The 18,799-nt window shown below is 45.5% G+C and carries 14 protein-coding genes; 11 read left to right on the plus strand and 3 right to left on the minus strand.

Annotated features, from left to right (window positions below; translation table 11 throughout):
* Positions 1 to 48: 48 nt before the first annotated feature.
* Positions 49 to 1,065 (plus strand): LacI family DNA-binding transcriptional regulator, encoded by a 1,017-nt coding sequence (locus tag MKY95_RS09690; RefSeq protein ID WP_076318321.1) that lies wholly within the window; start codon positions 49 to 51, stop codon positions 1,063 to 1,065.
* 298 nt (positions 1,066 to 1,363) lie between these two features.
* On the opposite strand, the gene MKY95_RS09695 is transcribed toward MKY95_RS09690, so the two are convergent.
* Both MKY95_RS09695 and MKY95_RS09700 read right to left on the minus strand, forming a co-directional pair.
* Entirely contained in the window at positions 1,364 to 2,428 is a 1,065-nt protein-coding gene (locus MKY95_RS09695; protein ID WP_036669840.1) for a phosphodiester glycosidase family protein, read from the minus strand.
* Positions 2,425 to 2,835, minus strand: coding sequence for a uroporphyrinogen-III C-methyltransferase (locus MKY95_RS09700; RefSeq protein ID WP_051447152.1), 411 nt, complete (start codon positions 2,833 to 2,835; stop codon positions 2,425 to 2,427). The genes MKY95_RS09695 and MKY95_RS09700 overlap by 4 nt, the downstream gene beginning before the upstream one ends.
* Before the next feature lie 439 nt (positions 2,836 to 3,274).
* Between MKY95_RS09700 and MKY95_RS09705 the strand changes: the two genes are divergently transcribed.
* From MKY95_RS09705 to MKY95_RS09715, 3 genes are all read left to right on the plus strand, one after another.
* Positions 3,275 to 3,931: a response regulator transcription factor gene (locus MKY95_RS09705; RefSeq protein WP_017689577.1), complete on the plus strand. Its 657-nt coding sequence runs from the start codon at positions 3,275 to 3,277 to the stop codon at positions 3,929 to 3,931.
* Positions 3,932 to 4,067: 136 nt separating this feature from the next.
* Positions 4,068 to 5,291 carry a PLP-dependent aminotransferase family protein gene (locus MKY95_RS09710; protein ID WP_036610015.1) on the plus strand — a complete coding sequence of 408 codons (1,224 nt, stop codon included), beginning with the start codon at positions 4,068 to 4,070 and terminating at the stop codon, positions 5,289 to 5,291.
* Between the two features lie 191 nt (positions 5,292 to 5,482).
* Complete coding sequence (locus MKY95_RS09715; protein WP_036610012.1) at positions 5,483 to 6,109, plus strand: FMN-dependent NADH-azoreductase; 627 nt, start codon at positions 5,483 to 5,485, stop codon at positions 6,107 to 6,109.
* 113 nt (positions 6,110 to 6,222) lie between these two features.
* Here MKY95_RS09715 and MKY95_RS09720 read toward each other — a convergent pair whose 3' ends face one another.
* The gene (locus tag MKY95_RS09720) at positions 6,223 to 7,068 is read right to left on the minus strand and encodes a DUF2161 family putative PD-(D/E)XK-type phosphodiesterase (protein WP_076318322.1); all 846 of its coding nucleotides are present in this window, start codon (positions 7,066 to 7,068) and stop codon (positions 6,223 to 6,225) included.
* A 361-nt stretch (positions 7,069 to 7,429) separates the two neighbouring features.
* Here MKY95_RS09720 and MKY95_RS09725 point away from each other — a divergent pair, with 361 nt between their 5' ends.
* The 7 genes from MKY95_RS09725 (at position 7,430) to MKY95_RS09755 (ending at position 18,796) form a co-directional block, all read left to right on the plus strand.
* On the plus strand, positions 7,430 to 9,325 hold the full coding sequence (locus MKY95_RS09725) for a PrkA family serine protein kinase (protein WP_036669848.1): 1,896 nt from the start codon (positions 7,430 to 7,432) through the stop codon (positions 9,323 to 9,325).
* A 243-nt stretch (positions 9,326 to 9,568) separates the two neighbouring features.
* On the plus strand, positions 9,569 to 10,576 hold the full coding sequence (locus tag MKY95_RS09730; RefSeq protein ID WP_076318323.1) for a globin-coupled sensor protein: 1,008 nt from the start codon (positions 9,569 to 9,571) through the stop codon (positions 10,574 to 10,576).
* 129 nt (positions 10,577 to 10,705) lie between these two features.
* A complete protein-coding gene (locus MKY95_RS09735) occupies positions 10,706 to 11,710 on the plus strand; it encodes a LacI family DNA-binding transcriptional regulator (protein WP_017689571.1) in 1,005 nt (334 codons plus the stop codon).
* Positions 11,711 to 12,007: 297 nt separating this feature from the next.
* Complete coding sequence (locus MKY95_RS09740) at positions 12,008 to 14,830, plus strand: endo-1,4-beta-xylanase (RefSeq protein WP_076318324.1); 2,823 nt, start codon at positions 12,008 to 12,010, stop codon at positions 14,828 to 14,830.
* 265 nt (positions 14,831 to 15,095) lie between these two features.
* Positions 15,096 to 17,576 (plus strand): EAL domain-containing protein, encoded by a 2,481-nt coding sequence (locus MKY95_RS09745; RefSeq protein WP_036610003.1) that lies wholly within the window; start codon positions 15,096 to 15,098, stop codon positions 17,574 to 17,576.
* Positions 17,577 to 17,986: 410 nt separating this feature from the next.
* Entirely contained in the window at positions 17,987 to 18,445 is a 459-nt protein-coding gene (locus MKY95_RS09750) for a restriction endonuclease (protein ID WP_053061672.1), read from the plus strand.
* A 117-nt stretch (positions 18,446 to 18,562) separates the two neighbouring features.
* On the plus strand, positions 18,563 to 18,796 hold the full coding sequence (locus MKY95_RS09755; RefSeq protein ID WP_047842290.1) for a hypothetical protein: 234 nt from the start codon (positions 18,563 to 18,565) through the stop codon (positions 18,794 to 18,796).
* The last annotated feature ends 3 nt before the right edge of the window (positions 18,797 to 18,799 follow it).

Below are 18,799 nucleotides of genomic sequence, written 5' to 3' on the forward strand. Positions count from 1 at the left end.
GCCTTTTGTTATGGAAGGCCTGATGAACATAACAGGGGAGCGAAGAATGTGGTCAGTATCAAGGATATCGCCAAACAGGCGGGAGTTTCCATCTCTACTGTGTCATATGCGCTGAATGGCAGCAACAAAGTGACCGATGAGACGAGTTCCAAAATTTTGGCCATTGCCAAAGAACTGAACTATGTTCCAAATGCCGCAGCAAGAACACTGAAGAAGAGGGAATCCAAAATTCTAGGTGTTTTCTTGACCGATTTTAGCGGAGATGTATATGGAGACTTGCTGAGTGGCATGAAAGCCGTATGTAACGCTCAAGGCTATGACCTGATCGTGTGCAGTGGTAAACAATCCCATCGCATGCTTCCAGAGAGAATGATTGATGGTGCGATCATTCTGGATCATACGTTTGCAAGTGAGGAACTAATGCAGTATGCCGATCGTGGGCACAAAATCGTTGTATTGGACCGTGAGATGGATCATCCCAACATTAATCAGGTTCTGCTGGATAACAAAGCCGGGGCGACACTTGCGATGGAACATCTGATTGAACAGGGACATAAGAAAATCTACGTGGTGACAGGACCGGAAGGTTCGTTTGACTCTGTGCAGCGGTTAAAGGCTGTAAGACAGGTTGCGGAACGTGAAGCCGATGTGGAATGGATTGAGATCACGGGAGATTTTGAGAAGAGTGGTGGAGAACAAGCCGCAGATCAGATTGTGCAGGTGTATGATGGACCCGCAGCGGTATTCTGCCTCAATGATGAGATGGCTATTGGCTTGTGTGATCGTCTGGCAGACAGTGCACTTGGCGTTGGTCAGGAGATTGATGTCATCGGATTCGACAATATTGAATTGAGCAAATACGTCCAGCCGAGATTGGCAAGCATTGATTATTCCAAGCGCAAGTGGGGATCGCTCGCTGCTGAACAATTGATCAAGATTATTGCTGGAGAACCCGTTGATCATGAACGAATTTATGTGACATTAGTTGAGGGTGGGTCGGTGAGTGGGCCTATTCCGTCTGATTCGGTTATATCCATGCGGAATGACCGGGCGGTTAGCTATTGATCCCGAATACAGCAAGAGACAAGGCTTAGAAGAATCGAATCATTCTTTTAAGCCTTGTCTCTTGTTATTTCGAGGATGAAGCAATAGAAAAAGCCTCTCCGGAGAGAGGCTTGGCCTTTACAAGCCTTTTGTTTTGTCATTGTTGTAGGATGAAGTGAGAATGCCTGTAATGAAGAGAGTCAATACGATTGCAATAATCCAGAATGTCAGTGAAAATGACATGCCCTTCGCACCTCCTGCACAAGCTCATTTTCTTCTATTATAACCATTATAGGTAGAAAAGAAATGCTTCACCCTATTATTTGTAAAATAAAAAGTGTGTGGGCACCGGTCTGAGGCTGCCATCTGAAGGGTTATTTACAACCCGATTATTCAGAATAAGCGAGGATGATCCACCGCCATCCAGATTATAGGCGTCAATCACCCCAAGCTTGTACAACCGTCCTTGCAACTCTTCAAGGGTAGCACCGGAACTTCCGCCCTCATTATATCCGTCGACCACAATGATTAATAACTGATCATCCTTATAATTGCCAATGACTGTACGTGGTGCTCGTTTGGGTGATACTTTCCATTTGGCAGGAATTGTGGTTTTACGCCCATTCTGTAGCAGCACCGGAACAAACGTAGCCCCAAATTGTGGTTGCAGGCGATCCAGTGAGTTTTTGTCGGAGAACTTGCCTCCGACCAGTTTACCGGCATCGTTAAGTCCTACAAAAAAGAGATCTTTGAAACTGGCCTGGAAACCGTTCACGTACTTCCCGTCCATGACGGTTGTGCTAAGTGGATAACGTTTGCCGCCACTGTCAGCAAATCCACCTGCGTTAATCCCGGCAATTGCGCCGTTACGCTTCACAGCCTGCATGGTCGTCTCAGAACGCCCAGGTTCACTGTCTAGAGCCATCTGCATGGCAGTAGGGTCTTTTAGCTTGATCTTCATGGCATAGCCCTTATAGCTGCCAGGATTCACTCTGTACATTTCAATCGTTAGCCGGTCACTGTCTACCCGTTCAAATGGAACGCCAAGCTTGGATGAAATCCGTTTGTTGTAGATCGTTTCCGGACGATCCGCCTGGGTGGAAGCCTTCTGCACAAGTGTAGACATCGTACTAGTTGTTTTATTATAGAGCTGTGTCGTTCTTTTAATAGAAGAAGAAGTCTGGACAGCAGCATCTTTTGCCCCCGCAAGCTCTTGGCTAATTGCTTGGGTCCGGGGTGTAATCGTATCCTCTGACAGTTCGGTAGGCATCAAACCTCCGGGTTCAAGTGGAGGACGAAGCAGCAGCAGGCATAATATCAATCCAACAAAAGGAGCGAGTGCAAGCATAAAAAAACGATTAACCTGTTTGACGGGTGTAATCATTTGAGCAGGTCCATCTTTTTCTGGAGTGTCTCCAGTTGTTTTTTGACTTCGCTCAGCTGGGTATACAGTTTGTTGCTGTTATCCGTTTTGTCACTTGCATTATCCTTGGTGAAAGTCAGCAATTCATTGAAGGATTGAACCTGTCCCTGCAGGTCTTCTACTTCCTTTGATATCGTTGTTAGCTGATTTTCATAGTCGGTTTTTAGCGCTGCAATCTGCTGCTGATTATGGGCTTGAAGCTGGTTAATCATCTGTTGCTGGAGATGGTTACTATAATAGTAGGTTCCAACGACTCCTAGTGCAATGAGAACAATCCACATTACCAGAAACAGTTTGATTGAAGATCCAGCCTTGCCTTTGGCGCTCCGGGTGTGATGGATGTCAGAGGACGGGTCAGATGGTTTCATATCATCACTCCTGGTCATTTATAGGTACAAAAAAATTTCCAGTCCTCATTCTATCATGCCCCTATTGATTACGCAAAAATGAAATTCTTTACTTAATAGAGTAAAAAGAGATTGCATCGGAAGGAAGTCCTAGGATACAATTTCTTATAGATGCAATAAGTAGGAACTTTGGGCAGGTTTTTCGACTTTTTTAGATAGAAATGCAGGAAATTTATACTATATTTTGACCTTTCCGGGGATGGAAAGATGGACGTCATGGTGTTTTTATAACAAAATACAGTGGAAATAGAGCTTTTTTATCGGCTTCCTCCTGTATTTTTCTGTTTTTCGACATAATCCGACCTATGCTTCTTCTATACTCGGATTGTCGCATAGACGATGAAATCATCATGACAGAATTTAAAAGTTATTTGTCCAATACATAACAGGGGGAACAACAATGAAAAAAGTATGGCAGGTGGTCATCATAGATATCCACCCCACCAGCATGCTCGGTACAAAATTGATTTTGGAAGAGCAGCAAGATCTGACGGTACGTGGCATGACTTCGACCGGAACAGAAGGGCTCGATCTGGTGAATATTCACCAGCCTGATCTGATTCTGATGGATTATCGTCTTCCGGAGGGTCAGGCAGATCAATATATTGCCCAGATGAAGAATCTGTCAGCTCACAGTCACATCATTATTTTGACGGATGAAGACAATGTGAAGCTGTTTCGTCATCTGATGAGCCTTGGTGCAAGCGGCATGTTATCCAAACAGGCTTCCCCTAGCCAGCTGATTCATCTGATCTCTGGATTGCGTGAGGGCCATGTGTCCATTCCATTGTCGTGGTTAAACAGTGCGGAGTGGGCGCAACCTGTGGAGTCTCCGACAGAAGCACGTGTCATTGAATTAACAGAAACCGAAACTTTTATCATGGAAAGAATTGTTCAGGGTGTAACCTATGATAAAATAGCGAATGAGATCAACGTTAGCAGACGTTCCATTGATAATTACCTGCGTAAAATATACGTGAAGCTGGAAGTGAGCAGTAGAGCACAGGCCATTGAACGTTATGCCTTGCATGCAAGACAAGTGAAGACGGGATCCTGACGAAACAGGTCTGTTCTTCCCATGATCACAACAGTTCGGTATGCATCCGGTCATATTCGATGGCGAGCAGGAATAGGTTGTAGGGCTGCGGACTGCGAGTACAGTTTCGGAATAGGGACGAAAGGGGAACGGATCGATGAAATATTTCTTTGCTTCCCGTACCAACAGGCTTTTGTCATCACCACTGAGGGATATACGTGAGATGTCTGGCAGGGATTATTTCATTTCTCTGGCGGAAGAATTGCCTGCGGAGGAGTTGTTTCCTTTCAAATTGTTGGAAGAAGCAGCGGTGTCTGTCTTTAGTTCAGGCCCCTCCGCATTGCAATATGGAGAGCCAGCAGGCTACACACCCCTAAGAGAGTGGTTGAACAAAGACTGGAATGCACGCAAAGGCATACGAACGGTACCCGAGCAGATTCTGTTGACTACTGGTACCCAGCAGGCCATCGATCTGGTGATGCGTCTATTGCTTGAGCCAGGAGATTCTGTACTGGTTGAACATCCCACATCTCCAGGCTGTCTTGAGGTTCTGGAGATGCAAGGAGCCAAGATTGTGCCCGTAATGGGTGATCGGGACGGCATACTGCCAGACCTTTTAGAGCATCACATGCAGCAGGTTAGACCGAAGCTGCTTTTTGCTGCACCCAGTTTCTCGAATCCGACCGGTGCTTTGTGGAGTATGGAGCGGCGGGAGGCAGTCCTTGAGCTGTGTTCGCGCTATGGTGTACTGCTTGTGGAAGATGATTCTTACGGAGAGCTCCATTTCGATGGCCTTGAGCCAACGGAATTCTATCGTAAATATCCTTCACTCTTTGCACTGGATACTGCCGATCAGGGTGGACATGTTCTCTACATTGGTTCATTCAGCAAAACGGTAGCGCCCGCTCTTCGAACCGGATGGGCCGCTGGACATCCTGCGCTGATTCAGGCAATGGCCTCGGTTAAACGAATTGCAGATGGTCAGTCCAGTCCGATGAATCAGCGGCTGTTGTATCAATTGCTTGCCCATTCCCCATTTCGTTGGAGTGATCACCTATCGATGTTGAATCGGGAGTATAAGACAAGACTCAAACTGATGCTTGAACTGTTGAAGAGGCCGGGCTGGAAAGGGTGTCAGTACAACATCCCTGAGGGCGGAATGTATCTGTGGGTACAGTTGCCGGAAGGATTGGATAGTGGCGCTCTGCTTAAGGCGGCTTTGCCCAAAGGTGTATCCTTTCTTCCTGGATCACTATGCTCCACAGGTGTACAGGATCAACGTTACATCCGATTGAACTTTAGCCACCCGGGCCGGGATGAATTGCTGCTTGGCATGAACCTGATCAGTGAAGCCATTTCCGAATTTACGGCTCGTAGCTAAGTCAGATCAAAAATAGATTTTGTAGCAAAAATTAAAATTGGTTCATGACCAAAGTGATTACGTTATTGCATCCACTAACATTTTTATATATAATATGAATTAATGAGTTGTTGGTTTCTTTATATAAGCTACAATGGTGGCCAGTTCAGGAAAAGCACTCATATATTTTATTTAACGGGGGAAAATTCAACATGTCTAATATTTTATTTGTTAAAGCAAATGACCGTCCTGCAGATCAAGCAGTCAGCGTTAAATTGTACGATGCATTCTTGAGCGCATACAAAGAGTCCCACCCAGGTGACACAGTTACTGAGTTGGATCTCTACAATACAGAATTCCCATTCTATGGTAACACTGCTATCACAGGTACTTACAAAGCAGCAAACGGTTTTGAACTGACAGCTGACGAGCAAAAAGCAGCTTCACTTGCAGCACAATTGCAAGATCAATTCCTGGCAGCTGACAAAGTTGTATTTGCATTCCCACTGTGGAACTTCACTGTTCCAGCTCCATTGGTAAACTACATTGCTTACCTGAGCCAAGCTGGTAAAACATTCAAATACACTGCTGAAGGTCCTGTAGGACTTGCTGGCGACAAAAAAGTAGCTTTGCTTAACGCACGTGGTGGCGTTTATTCCGAAGGCCCAATGGCAGCTGCTGAAATGTCCCTGAACTTCCTGAAAACAGTTCTCGGCTTGTGGGGCATTCAAAACCCTGAAGTGGTTATCGTTGAAGGACATAATGCTTCTGCTGATCGTGCTGAAGAAATCGTTACTGCAGGTCTGAAATTGGCTTCCGAAGTAGCAGTAAAATTCTAATAACAATCTTCTATATAGAACACATCAAAACACCTGTAGTCTCCAGTGGAGATTACAGGTGTTTTTTTGCCTTCTCATTTTTTTTCACATCCGTTACTTCAGATGATTCCATATCAGATATGGCCTGTATTTTTTAAGTACTGCTCCGCTGTTTCAGCGATGTGTGCAAGGTCGTCCTTATTTTCACCAGATACAGAATACGTTACATCGAGTTCATTAATGGTTCGTTCAATCATATCATTATCCTCAAGCATGTGTGCATGCTCGGTTAACGCCTGTACTCCCTTAATCGTCAGAATATACTTTCCACGGGAGAGGCGTTCAAACCAGCCATAATAATTTTTTTGCAGAATTGCTGCGGCAGAACCTACGCCTGTCTGTCTGGCAAGGTTGGCTGGAGAGGCTTCTCCGTTCGTCCGTAGAGCGGATGCGACACGCAAAGCCTTCTCACGATATGCTGTGACCAGCTGTCTTCGTGTACTGCCTCCCGTATTGTAGTCTCCGCTGCGTTCGTCGAATTCCTTGAGCAATCGCTTCCGCCGAACACCGCTTTTACGGGCAACCTGATTGGGGCCAGTGAGGGGGATCAGGGCGGAGGGCTCGCACAATACATCAATCAGGGGAGCTTTGGTTTTGTAAAATGTGACAGTCAGCAGCCCCAGACCGAGCTGTCTGCATAGTGCGGTCAGTTCGCTCCAGCGTTGGTTCACGGCTCCGCGTTTACTGCGATTGCGCTCGACGGCCAGATACACGAACGGGCTAAGTTTCAAGCGCTGCATGCCCTGCAGCAACAGGGAGAGATTAAATGTTTTTTTCATCTCCACAATGAGTGGTTCGTCCTGGTCTGATCTGACTCCGACGAGGTCACAATGTCTGATTTCCGCCTTGACGTCGAAGCCACGCTGCTCGAAGAAAGCCTTCACAGGCGAATATAATTCGGTTTCGTATTTCACTGCCATCGTCCGTGCTCCTTTCCAGAAGTGGCCTGTCTCTGACCATGTGTTGTCCGGTTTCCTGAATTTAGAACCCTCATTATATCATATTCGTTCTTTTTTTTCTGAAGGCACAAGATGTCTGATAGAACAGGGAAAAGCCAAAATTCGAAGTGGTTGATTGAAAAAAAGAGGTCAACTTATCCGAATTGCCGCATAGGTATGTAATACACTTTTCACAACAAAACAAGACGTTTGGACAGAGGGTGGCGGGACTACACAGGACCGCAAGATTGGTATTCAAGCAGGAGCCGCAATTCTATTGATTTCTTCATACCATTCGGAATGGTTGACAATCACACTAAAGGAGCCATGGGAGGTACCAAGCATGAATATTTTTGAACGCGTTGCGGAACATCGGGCAGAGAGTGACCGTTTGACATGGAACGGAACATTTGAAGATTATATTGCACTGCTGAGAGAGGACCCGACTCCGGCAATGACGGCTCACGCCAGAGTGTATGAGATGATTGAATCGTTTGGGGTGGAAGAAGTAGGTGGGCATAAGCGGTACAAGTTTTTTGAACAGGAGATCTTTGGGCTGGACCGTTCGATTGAAAAGTTGGTTGAAGAATACTTTCACTCGGCAGCACGCCGTCTGGATGTACGGAAGCGGATCTTGCTCCTGATGGGTCCCGTAAGTGGAGGGAAATCGACGCTGGTGACGCTGCTGAAGCGTGGGCTTGAACAGTTCTCGCGGACAGAGAAAGGTGCCATATACGCCATTGATGGATGCCCGATGCATGAGGAACCGCTGCATTTGATTCCGCTGGAGCTTCGTCCTGAAGTGGAAAAGGAAATTGGAGTCCGTATTGAGGGTAACCTTTGCCCATCCTGCCAGATGAGACTCCGTACCGAATATGGTGGTGATATCAGCAAGGTACCGGTGGAACGGGTCATTGTTTCCGAAGATAATCGCGTGGGAATAGGAACGTTCAGTCCATCCGATCCGAAATCACAGGATATTGCCGATCTGACGGGGAGTATCGACTTCTCCACCATTACGGAGTTTGGTTCCGAATCCGATCCACGTGCCTATCGTTTTGATGGGGAGTTGAACAAGGCGAACCGTGGGTTAATGGAGTTCCAGGAGATGTTGAAATGTGATGAGAAATTCCTATGGAATCTCCTGTCGCTCACGCAGGAAGGAAATTTCAAAGCAGGACGTTTTGCCTTAATCAGTGCGGATGAAATGATTGTGGCGCATACGAATGAATCGGAGTATAAGTCTTTTATCTCCAACAAGAAGAATGAGGCACTGCAATCCCGGATGATTGTCATGCCGATTCCGTACAACTTGAAGGTATCCGAGGAAGAGAAAATCTATGCCAAGCTCATTCAGCAAAGTGACATGAAGCATGTTCATATTGCACCGCATGCACTGCGGACTGCAGCCATTTTTTCCATACTTACCCGCTTGAAGGAAACGAAGAAACAAGGCATGGATCTCGTTAAAAAAATGCGCATGTATGATGGTGAAGAAGTGGAAGGATACAAAGAAGCTGATCTGCGCGAGATGCAAAATGAGTATCTGGATGAAGGGATGTCCGGCATTGATCCACGGTATGTCATTAACCGGATCTCCAGTGCTTTGATTAAGCAAAATCTTCAGTGCATTAACGCGCTGGATATTCTGCGGGCGATCAAGGACGGTCTGGACCAGCATGCTTCAATTACAAAGGAAGAGCGGGAGCGTTATCTGAACTTCATTGCTCTTGCACGCAAGGAGTATGATGAACTGGCCAAGAAGGAAGTGCAGAAAGCATTTGTTTACTCATTCGAGGAATCCGCAAGAACGTTATTCGAGAATTACCTCGATAACATTGAAGCATTTTGCAACTGGTCCAAGATGCGTGACCCGCTCACGGATGAAGAGATGGACCCGGATGAGCGTCTGATGCGATCCATAGAGGAACAGATCGGGATCTCCGAGAATGCAAAGAAAGCGTTCAGAGAAGAGATTCTGATCCGAATCTCGGCATACTCCCGCAAGGAGCGCAAGTTCGAATACAGCAGCCATGACCGTTTGCGTGAAGCGATTGAGAAAAAGTTGTTCACCGATCTGAAAGATATTGTCAAGATCACAACCTCAACCAAAACACCGGATGCAACACAATTGAAACGTATGAATGAAGTCATTAAACGTTTAATTGAGGAACATGGATACACCGCAGCCAGCGCGAATGAACTGTTACGTTATGTGGGTAGTCTGCTTAATCGCTAATCGGCAACGAACCATTCCGGATCAGGCTCCTGATGCCTGTTGTGAGGCTCCTTCACAGCAGGGTCAGGGCCTTTTTAATTACATGAAGGTCATATCAGTCTAAAAAGCTGACAAATAAGGTTAATTTTAAAGAGAATTAGTTCTAATGGTATATGTATATTTAGGTATTTTAGTCTATAATCAATACATATATTTACAATTTAAAGTAATTTAGTGTTTATTAAGGAGCTGACTGAACCAGATATGAGCAGTATTTCCGCAACAAGACAGAAGCAACTTGATTACATGGGATTAACCGCAGGGGATCTAAAACTGCTTGCCGATCATCGGCCTGTTTTTAAAAAAGTCGTTAATGAAGTGGTGGATCATTTCTACAATCATGTGGGGAATTATCCTGAATTGGTAGATCTGATCGCTCGATTCTCTACCATTGATCGTCTAAAAGAAACACAGAAGATGTACTGGTTATCAATGACGGATGGAATCGTGGACGACGCATATATTGAGCAACGGATTGCGATTGGACTTGTGCATTCACGGATTGGTCTGTCTGAAGATTATTATCTGGGTACCTATATGGTCTACCTGGATATTGCAACGAGCATATTCCAACAGGTTATCCCTGATTCCTGGCATCTTGTCATTCAAGCGCTCAGCAAAATGTTTAATCTGGATTCACAGCTTGTCCTTGAAGCCTATGAGAAGAAAGAAAAAGAAAAGTTACATCAGCTTGCCGATGACCAACAACATACATTACAGGCAATTACGCAGATTACCCAAGAGCTTACAGGCATGATTAGTGAATTAAATGAAAGTGCAATGGCGATATCAAGTGTAGCCAAAGAAACAGCGGCTTCTCAGGATCAGGCTCAGGTTATGCTTACCGAATTAACAGGAGAGATCCAGCAGATCGGAAAAATGGGTGAACTCATTCGCGAGATATCGGATCAGAGTCATCTTGTCGGCCTGAACGCAGCGATTGAAGCTGCTCATGCAGGAGAGTTTGGACGTGGCTTCGAAGTAGTCGCTAGTGAGGTGCGCAAGCTTGCAGCCAGTTCCCGGGATGCCCAGGGTAAAATTCAGTCTAATCTGGAGCAGATCATGAAGAAACTGAGCAGTGTGCAGCAGGAGTCGGATCATACTTCCAGAGGGGCACGTAGCCAAGCTTCACGCTCGGCTGAACTCGCTGTATTTGCAACAACAATGGAGAAACTGTCTCTGGATTTGAAGAAACTGGAACAGCAGGAATAGAGCTTAAAAGCATTAGGAACCTTCCATACCGTTTCAGGCTGTTTTAAGCTATAATGGGTAGACAAACCTGCCGATGTTATAGAAAATGCAGCCGGAGACAGGGGATTCGAAAGAGGTTGAGGTGATCAGATGGCTTCTATCCATGATGTAGCCAAGGAAGCGGGAGTATCTGTTGCAACCGTTTCCAAAGTGATAAACGATTATCCTGATGTAAGTGAAAAAACACGCAAAAAAGTCAATATAGCCATCGAATTATTGAAATATCAACCCAATGTGGTCGCACGTGGACTTGTCAAACGCCGTTCATGGACGGTGGGAGTACTGTTAACGGTTCCGTTTACGAACCCTTTTGTGTCCGAGTTGCTGGAAGGGATCAAGACAGCGCTGGAGAACAGTGGATATGACCTGGTCCGGTTGTCTACTCGATTCGATGATCCGGCGTACTCGTTCATCAAACATTGCCGCAGTCGTAATGTGGATGGCGTAGTAGTATTCGGGGAAGGCAGAGAAAACGCGAGTATTCAGGAACTGGTGGATGCAGAGATTCCAACGATGTTTGTTGATACGGACATGTTGGGCAAACGTGCCGGTTACATTACTACGGATAACGCGAACGGGATCTCGATGGGTGTCAAACATCTGCATGAGCTTGGGCACCGCAAAATTGCCTATATCTCAGGGACACTTGGACCTGCTGTAGCCAATCTGCGATTGGAAGGATATCGGGAAGGGCTGCGAGAATGCGGCATCCCGTATTCTACGGTATATCTGGAGATCTGCGATTATTCCTTCGACGGGGGAAGCAAGGCTGCCCGACGATTGCTGGCACTTCAGGATCAACCAACGGGAATTGTCTGTGCATCAGACATGTCTGCTTTTGGTGCGATTCATGAAATTGAAAAGCATGGACTGAGTGTACCAGAAGATATCTCGGTTGTCGGGTTCGATAACACGTATTATGCTGAGGTATTCAAACCGGGGTTGACCACGGTGAATCAGAATATCTATTCCATTGGCATTAAGTCCATTGAATATCTGATTGCCATGATCGAGAATCCATCTTATTCTCCTCCTGTGGTGACGGAACCTTCCAATCTGGTTATCCGTCAGACGACAGCACCTTTAAAAGCTTAAAAGCTTAAAAGCTTAAAAGCTTAAAAACGTAAATAGTAAAGATGTTTACACGAAGCACAGCTAATAAGCTGTGCTTTTTGTCGTTATATATCTCATTTGGAAACATATGGATTAGGGAGTGGTACAAGTCCTATAGTTTAACGGGTAAACAAAGTTTACTGGCAATCGTATAATGAAAGTGCTTACAATTTTCTGTCCATTTGCATCTATCCATCCTGTATAACGATCTTGTAAAGGGCTGGCACATGGCAGAGCAAAGGTTATTCTTCACAAACAACGAACCAAGGAGGAGATCGGATGCATTTGAGAAAATGGTGGAGCTTGTGCTTGTCGGCTGTATTGATCTTCAGTTTGTTCCCAAGTGTGGGAACAGGAGGGACACGTGCTTCGGCAGCGGACGTTAAGACTGGCGATGATGAAGTACTGTTCAAGGCTGATTTTGAAGATGGTGTGTTGGGACAATGGCGTCCACGTGCAAGTGAAAAGCTTGATATCGTAACGCAAGTAGGTCATGACAGTACACGCAGCCTGAGAACCTCTTCACGTACCGAAACGTTCCATGGACCCTTAATTGAGATGCTGGATCATGTACAGAAGGGCAGCACAGTTCATATTTCATTTTGGGCCATGTACGATGAAGGGCCGGACAGTCAGGTCCTTAACGGTGCACTCGAGAAAGAATACAATAAAGACGCTTCGAGTCTTGAATATGCTACCTTTGCCTCCGCTACCTTGAATAAAGGACAGTGGAAAAAAGTCGAGGCCGATGTGGTGATTCCCGAAGAAAATAGTGGTATCACCGGATTCCGCATGTATGTGGAGACACCATGGAAGACGTCAGCGGAAGTGACGCCGGCAGATACGATTTCATTTTACGTGGATGATGTTCTGATTACGGCTGCTCAGAAAATTGAAATAGAGAAGGATATTCCGAATCTGGTCGATATGGTGGGACAAAATTACGCAATGGGAGCTGCCATCAACCAGTCTGCACTAGACGCGGAAAACCAGCATTCCCAGTTGTTGACGAAACACTTTAATAGTATTACAGCGGACAATTTTATGAAAATGGATGCGATGCAGCCCAAGGAAGGAGAGTTTGTCTGGTCAGAGACAGATCGCCTGGTGAAGTTTGCCGAAGCAAATGACATGGAAATCAGAGGTCATACGCTGTTATGGCATAGTCAGGTGCCGAATTGGTTCTTTACTGATCCGAATGATGCATCGAAACCTGCCACGCGGGAACAGTTGCTTGCACGGATGAAAACCCATATTCAAACCATCGTGACCCGGTACAAAGGAAAGGTTCATACATGGGATGTCGTCAATGAAGTCATCTCAGACGGAGGCGGCTTGCGGAATGAGGCCAGTAATTCCAAGTGGAGAGATATTATTGGGGATGTGGATGGCGACGGAGATGACAGTGATTACATTGAGTTGGCTTTCCGTTATGCACGTGAGGCTGACCCCGATGCTGTACTGGTGATTAATGACTATGGAATGGAGGGCAATGGAAACAAGGTGAATGATATGGTGAAGCTTGTAGAGAAGTTGCTTGCCAAAGGAACACCGATTGATGCGGTTGGATTCCAGATGCATGTATCCATGTACGGACCGGATGTAAAGCTCATTCGTGAGGCTTTTGAGAAAGTGATCGCTCTTGGTGTGAATGTACAGGTTACAGAGCTGGACGTTTCGATCTATTCAAGTAATTCTGAACTGGAGATGCCTGTCACAGATGAATTAATGCTGCAACAAGCTTACCGTTATCGTGAACTGTTCGACCTGTTCGACGAGTTGGGAAAACGCGGTGTAATGGACAGCGTTACAGTCTGGGGACTTGCGGATGATGGTACATGGCTTGATAATCATCCAGTCAAAGGACGCAAAGATGCACCATTGTTATTTGATCGTAAATTAAAAGCAAAACCGGCATTTTGGGCACTGGTGGACCCTACCACCCTTCCGATCTATCGTAATGAATGGACAGCATTGAAGGCCAGCCCTTCTTTCCCGAATCACAAAGGACAGGAAGATATTCTTTGGGGTGCTGTGAAAGGACTCGAAATTAATCATCTGGCAGATGGTACATCTGCGGTTACGGGTGAGGCTCGTATGATGTGGGATGCCAAAAAGGTGAATTTACGAGTGGAAGTGAAGGATACCACACGTCGCAAAGGGGATCAGGTGCAGGTTTTCCTCGCGGAAGAAGTCAAGGGGACAGGCGCTGCAACTTCTGAAGCTGATCTGTCTGCCAAGAAGAAAAATCCGCCGTCTGCAAATGGTCAATATACATTTAAACGGGATGGCGCTAAAGGCAAAGATAAAAATACTTACAACGTACAGGAGACAAAAACCGGGTATGTTGTATACGCATCACTGCCTATGTCAGCTGCTTTACTTACCGAAGGCCAGGTCTTGTCTCTGGATTTTCGGATTACGGATGAACATGCTGCTGGAAAGACAGCGACCATTGTTTGGAATGATATTTCCAATCAACAGCCCGACAAACCAGCCAACCGGGGCAAACTGAAGCTCGGTTCTGTCTTGAAACAAACCAAGGTCACTTATGGCAAACCTGTCATTGATGCAAAAAAGGATAACGTCTGGAAAAAAGCTGCATCTGTTAAAACGGATGTCTGGGTGGTCGGAAACGCCGGTGCAACGGCGACTGCACAGCTGTTATGGGATGAGAAATACCTGTACGTATTGGCAGATGTGAAAGATCCATTGCGAAGCAAATTAAGTTCTAATGCACATGAGCAGGATTCGATCGAGATTTTTATCGACCCTAGCAAAGATCAGACGACATTCTATCAGGAGGATGATGCCCAGTACCGGGTCAATTTTGATAATGAGGCTTCTTTTGGTGGAAATGCACGGAAAGAAAGTTTCAAATCAGCTACCCGATTAACAAGCGGAGGGTATACAGTTGAAGTGGCAATCCCACTAGACAGCGTTCGTGCTGAAGGGCAAAGATGGATTGGGTTTGATCTTCAAGTTAATGATGATGGCGCGGGAGATGGCAAGCGAAGCAGTGTGTCCATCTGGAGTGATTCATCAGGTAATTCTTATCAAGATACTTCCGGTTTTGGCAGTCTGTTACTGACTCGTAAATAGAATATTTAGTTGTGAATTAGAATATGAGAATGTTAGTTATTCAATATTGTATATCTGGAAATAAGTGTTGATTTTAAAGGCTGGGACGTTTAGACTATATACATTCATATAAACGGGTTCCAATGTATGACAACGGCTTCAACTAAGTCTGTTGTCACGAGTCAAATGATGCGGAGGGAGTGCCTGTCATCCAGACAGCGCACTCGCTTCTTTTTTACATTTTTGCATACATACAAGGCATTTCCCGGTTGAAAGGACAGAGTGAGTGGAGCACCTACATGGCACGTACAACTTAGAACTTGTTATTTTATCCTATATTATTGCATCGTTAGCTTCATACGCTGCCCTTGACCTTGCAGGCCGTGTAAGTCAGGCTAGCGGGATGGCGCGGAATGTATGGCTTACCTGCGGTGCAGTATCGATGGGGCTGGGAATCTGGTCCATGCATTTCGTAGGTATGCTGGCTTTTGTTCTGCCTACGCAAGTCTCCTATTCCACCGGTAAGGTTGTTTTATCTGTTCTACTTGCTATTGTCGCATCGGGGGTGGCCTTGAACATTGCGGGTAGACAATCGGGCAGGATAAGCAAACTCATGATTGCTGGAGTACTGATGACCGCGGGGATCAGCTCGATGCATTATGTGGGAATGGCAGCGATGTCAATTCCGGTTACGTATGAACCAGGCAGAGTGGTGTTATCTATTCTGATTGCAGCGCTTGCTTCATTTGCGGCATTGTGGCTCATGTTTTTCTTCCGTTATCATCAATCAAGACATACTTGGGTTTACAAGATGGGCAGCGGTCTCATTATGGGTATTGGAATCTCTGGCATGCATTATACCGGGATGTCAGCGGCACATTTCCATCATTCACATGGCTCGATGGTAAGTTCAGGTATGCAGATTGAGCCAGGTATTCTCGCCTACTTGATCGCATCGGGCACATTTATTGCTTTGGGTTTGACGTTGTTTGGCATATTTATCAATCAGCGAATGTCACAGAAAGATCGACGGATTCATGAGAATGAGCAATGGTATCAGGCCCTGTATCATAACCATTCGGATGCTATTATTTCAGTGAACAAGGAAGGTATTGTTAAAGGGATTAATGCTGCTGTAACAACAATCACCGGATATCCTGAAAAAGAGGTCATGGATCGTTCCATTGATGAGATCGCTCAGCAAATCGATATAGAGTGGATAAGTGAATTTGATTCCATCGATTGGGATGATCATGGGCTGGAGCAGGCGCACTACATGGCCAAAATGAGAGATGTACAGGGTGAACTTCTGGACCTTAGTATTGTTGTAGTTCCTGTTGTCATTGATGGCAGACATGTGGGAAGTCACATTTTGATCAAAGACGTAACGGAGGAGAAGCAGGCTCAGGAGAAGATTCGTCACCAAGCTTTGCATGATCCGTTGACGGGGCTGCCCAATCGGCGCAAGTTGGATGATGTGCTGGCTTGTACGATTAACGATTCAGCAGAAAAAGGGAACTCTTTTGCCGTTATGGTGATGGATATAGATCGTTTCAAGATGATTAATGACTCGCTGGGACATTCCATTGGAGATGTATTTCTAAGAGAAGTGAGCAACCGGATCATGAAAGCCATAGAAGCTTCTGATCCCTTGGCTATGGAGAATGTCATGCTGGCCCGGATGGGCGGGGACGAGTTCACACTCGTTGTGACCCAGGGTCAAGCGACAGAAGTAAGAGTGGCAGAACTTGCAAAACAGATTGTTGAAGCCATTCAGTTACCTTATCGACTGAAGGAGAATGACTTTTACGTAACCGCCAGCATTGGAATTGCGATGTATCCGGATCATGGAGTGGGCGTGGATGCTTTGTTGAAACATGCGGACTCCGCCATGTATGAAGTGAAGAAAAACGGCAAAAATGGTTTCCAATTCTACACTGCCCAACTGGATTCGGAACTATATGAACGTATTGAGCTGGAGGGTTATCTTCGTAAAGCTTTGGAACGCGATGAGATGGTCCTGTACTATCAACCACAGATTCGTACTGAGGATAGCCGCATGATTGGTGTGGAGGCTCTTATACGTTGGAACCATCCACTCAAAGGTCTGCTCGCACCCAATGTGTTTATCCCGCTTGCAGAAGAGACAGGCATGATCTATGAGATTGGCAATTGGACGCTCCGGGAAGCATGCAGGCAGATGAAACTCTGGCATGCCAGTGGCGGACCACTCATTCCGGTATCGGTTAACTTGTCCAGCCAGCAGTTCCACCAATCCAACTTGGTAGAACAGGTCAAGAATGCACTCTTGGAGACAGGGCTGGATGCTCGATATCTGGAGCTGGAAATAACAGAGAGCATGATGATGGATGCAGCCGTATCCACGGCGATCCTGAATGAACTGACAGCACTGGGTGTCAAGATCAGCCTGGATGATTTTGGTACGGGATACAGTTCACTCAGTTATCTGAAGCATTTCCCGATTCACAAGCTCAAGATTGATCGTTCGTTTGTGACGGACATTACAGAGAGTCACAGCGATCAAGCCATTGTGGCGACCATTATATCGATGGCACAGAATCTCAAGATGGAAGTCATTGCGGAAGGCATTGAGACGAAAGGCCAACTGGATATACTGATGCAGAATGATTGCCGGGAGATTCAGGGCTATTATTTCAGTCGCCCACTGCCGGCAAGTGAAGTGGAGCATGATTTTTTTGTGCCGCTGCGATTGCAGGGTAATGGTACACCACCGGCACCATCCTAATTTTATGTATGCCAAGCAGCAAGTCCCCGTGTATGTCGGGAACTTGCTGCTTTTTTATTTCTTATGTTAGTCAGTTATACTTTTGAGGAAAAGTTAGATCCAATATTTAAGAAAATTCATTATATATTCCGAAAAAAAAGCATTTTAGTTAAATTAAATCGGAGGATGTCAGATGAGTTCCCTCCAATTCTGATAGGGGTTATCTGGTATCATCCCGACAAGAGACAAATTGATTGAAACGACAAAGCGTTGGATATGATGGAAATACAAAGGAGTGACAATAAATGACCATGTTATTCACTATGCTGCTTATTTTTTCGTGCTACCTTGTTTATCTGTGTTACAAACAAAAACAAATGTTAGATGAGTACAGCAGTGATGCCTCTGATACTTTGTCAGTGCATAAACATATGAAGGAGACTCTTCGAATCGGTTTGTATAACCGCTTTAAACGAGACCTGGAAGAGGAGAAAGAAGAAAATCCATTATTGTTCGAACGTTTTGTAGCAGAGATCATGTCATCTGTTCGAGGCGGTAACACATACGTGACGAAGAGCTCAGGAGACTTCGGCATCGATATTGAAGAGCAAACTGACGAAGGACTATACCTAGGTCAAGTGAAATGTTATAACGATATGAATTTAGTCGGTTTTGGTCCGATTGCGATAATTCACTCTCAGATGGTTAAGCAAGATGCTATTGGTGGTTATGTGATAACGACGAGCGACTTTACGAGTAACGCCCGTAACTATGCTGAAGGATTGGATATCGATCTGATTAATGGCACACAGTTGGTGGAGTTATGGTTGGAACATTTGGAGACTAAGAGTGAACGTGTTATAGTGCTGAATCCTGTTCCGCAAATGTAATCGACAAAAAGTAATGGTTTCATGGCTGGGCTGAGATGTCACCTAGTTGTATGCTATAATTCAGGTAAAAGTATGATTCACCAAATTTAGCGATATCATCAAAGGAGGTTGCGAAGGATGAACTTTAGTCTTAAGGCTCCTGATGGCACTGTCATTGAATCCTATGAGAAGGATCATAAGGAATTCATTCGTATTGCCGGTCTGGAATATGAAGTCTATAACCCGGTGGATGAGCTAGACTCCGATCCGGAGATACGGCAAATGATTGAAGCTTCTGAGAAAGACATAAAACAAGGCAAGCTGTATTCAACAGATGACTTGATTGAACTGGTGAAGCGTGGTGAGCTGTAATTG

It is taken from the genome of Paenibacillus sp. FSL P4-0176, from assembly GCF_037975265.1.
GTDB classification, from domain to species: Bacteria; Bacillota; Bacilli; order Paenibacillales; family Paenibacillaceae; genus Paenibacillus; species Paenibacillus amylolyticus.

Coding starts and splice junctions, on each gene's coding strand:
- MKY95_RS09695 (WP_036669840.1), bottom strand. CDS start 2,428: ATGATTACACCCGTCAAACAGGTTAATCGTTTTTTTATGCTTGCACTC.
- MKY95_RS09700 (WP_051447152.1), bottom strand. CDS start 2,835: ATGAAACCATCTGACCCGTCCTCTGACATCCATCACACCCGGAGCGCC.
- MKY95_RS09705 (WP_017689577.1), top strand. CDS start 3,275: ATGAAAAAAGTATGGCAGGTGGTCATCATAGATATCCACCCCACCAGC.
- MKY95_RS09710 (WP_036610015.1), top strand. CDS start 4,068: ATGAAATATTTCTTTGCTTCCCGTACCAACAGGCTTTTGTCATCACCA.
- MKY95_RS09715 (WP_036610012.1), top strand. CDS start 5,483: ATGTCTAATATTTTATTTGTTAAAGCAAATGACCGTCCTGCAGATCAA.
- MKY95_RS09720 (WP_076318322.1), bottom strand. CDS start 7,068: ATGGCAGTGAAATACGAAACCGAATTATATTCGCCTGTGAAGGCTTTC.
- MKY95_RS09725 (WP_036669848.1), top strand. CDS start 7,430: ATGAATATTTTTGAACGCGTTGCGGAACATCGGGCAGAGAGTGACCGT.
- MKY95_RS09730 (WP_076318323.1), top strand. CDS start 9,569: ATGAGCAGTATTTCCGCAACAAGACAGAAGCAACTTGATTACATGGGA.
- MKY95_RS09735 (WP_017689571.1), top strand. CDS start 10,706: ATGGCTTCTATCCATGATGTAGCCAAGGAAGCGGGAGTATCTGTTGCA.
- MKY95_RS09740 (WP_076318324.1), top strand. CDS start 12,008: ATGCATTTGAGAAAATGGTGGAGCTTGTGCTTGTCGGCTGTATTGATC.
- MKY95_RS09750 (WP_053061672.1), top strand. CDS start 17,987: ATGAAGGAGACTCTTCGAATCGGTTTGTATAACCGCTTTAAACGAGAC.
- MKY95_RS09755 (WP_047842290.1), top strand. CDS start 18,563: ATGAACTTTAGTCTTAAGGCTCCTGATGGCACTGTCATTGAATCCTAT.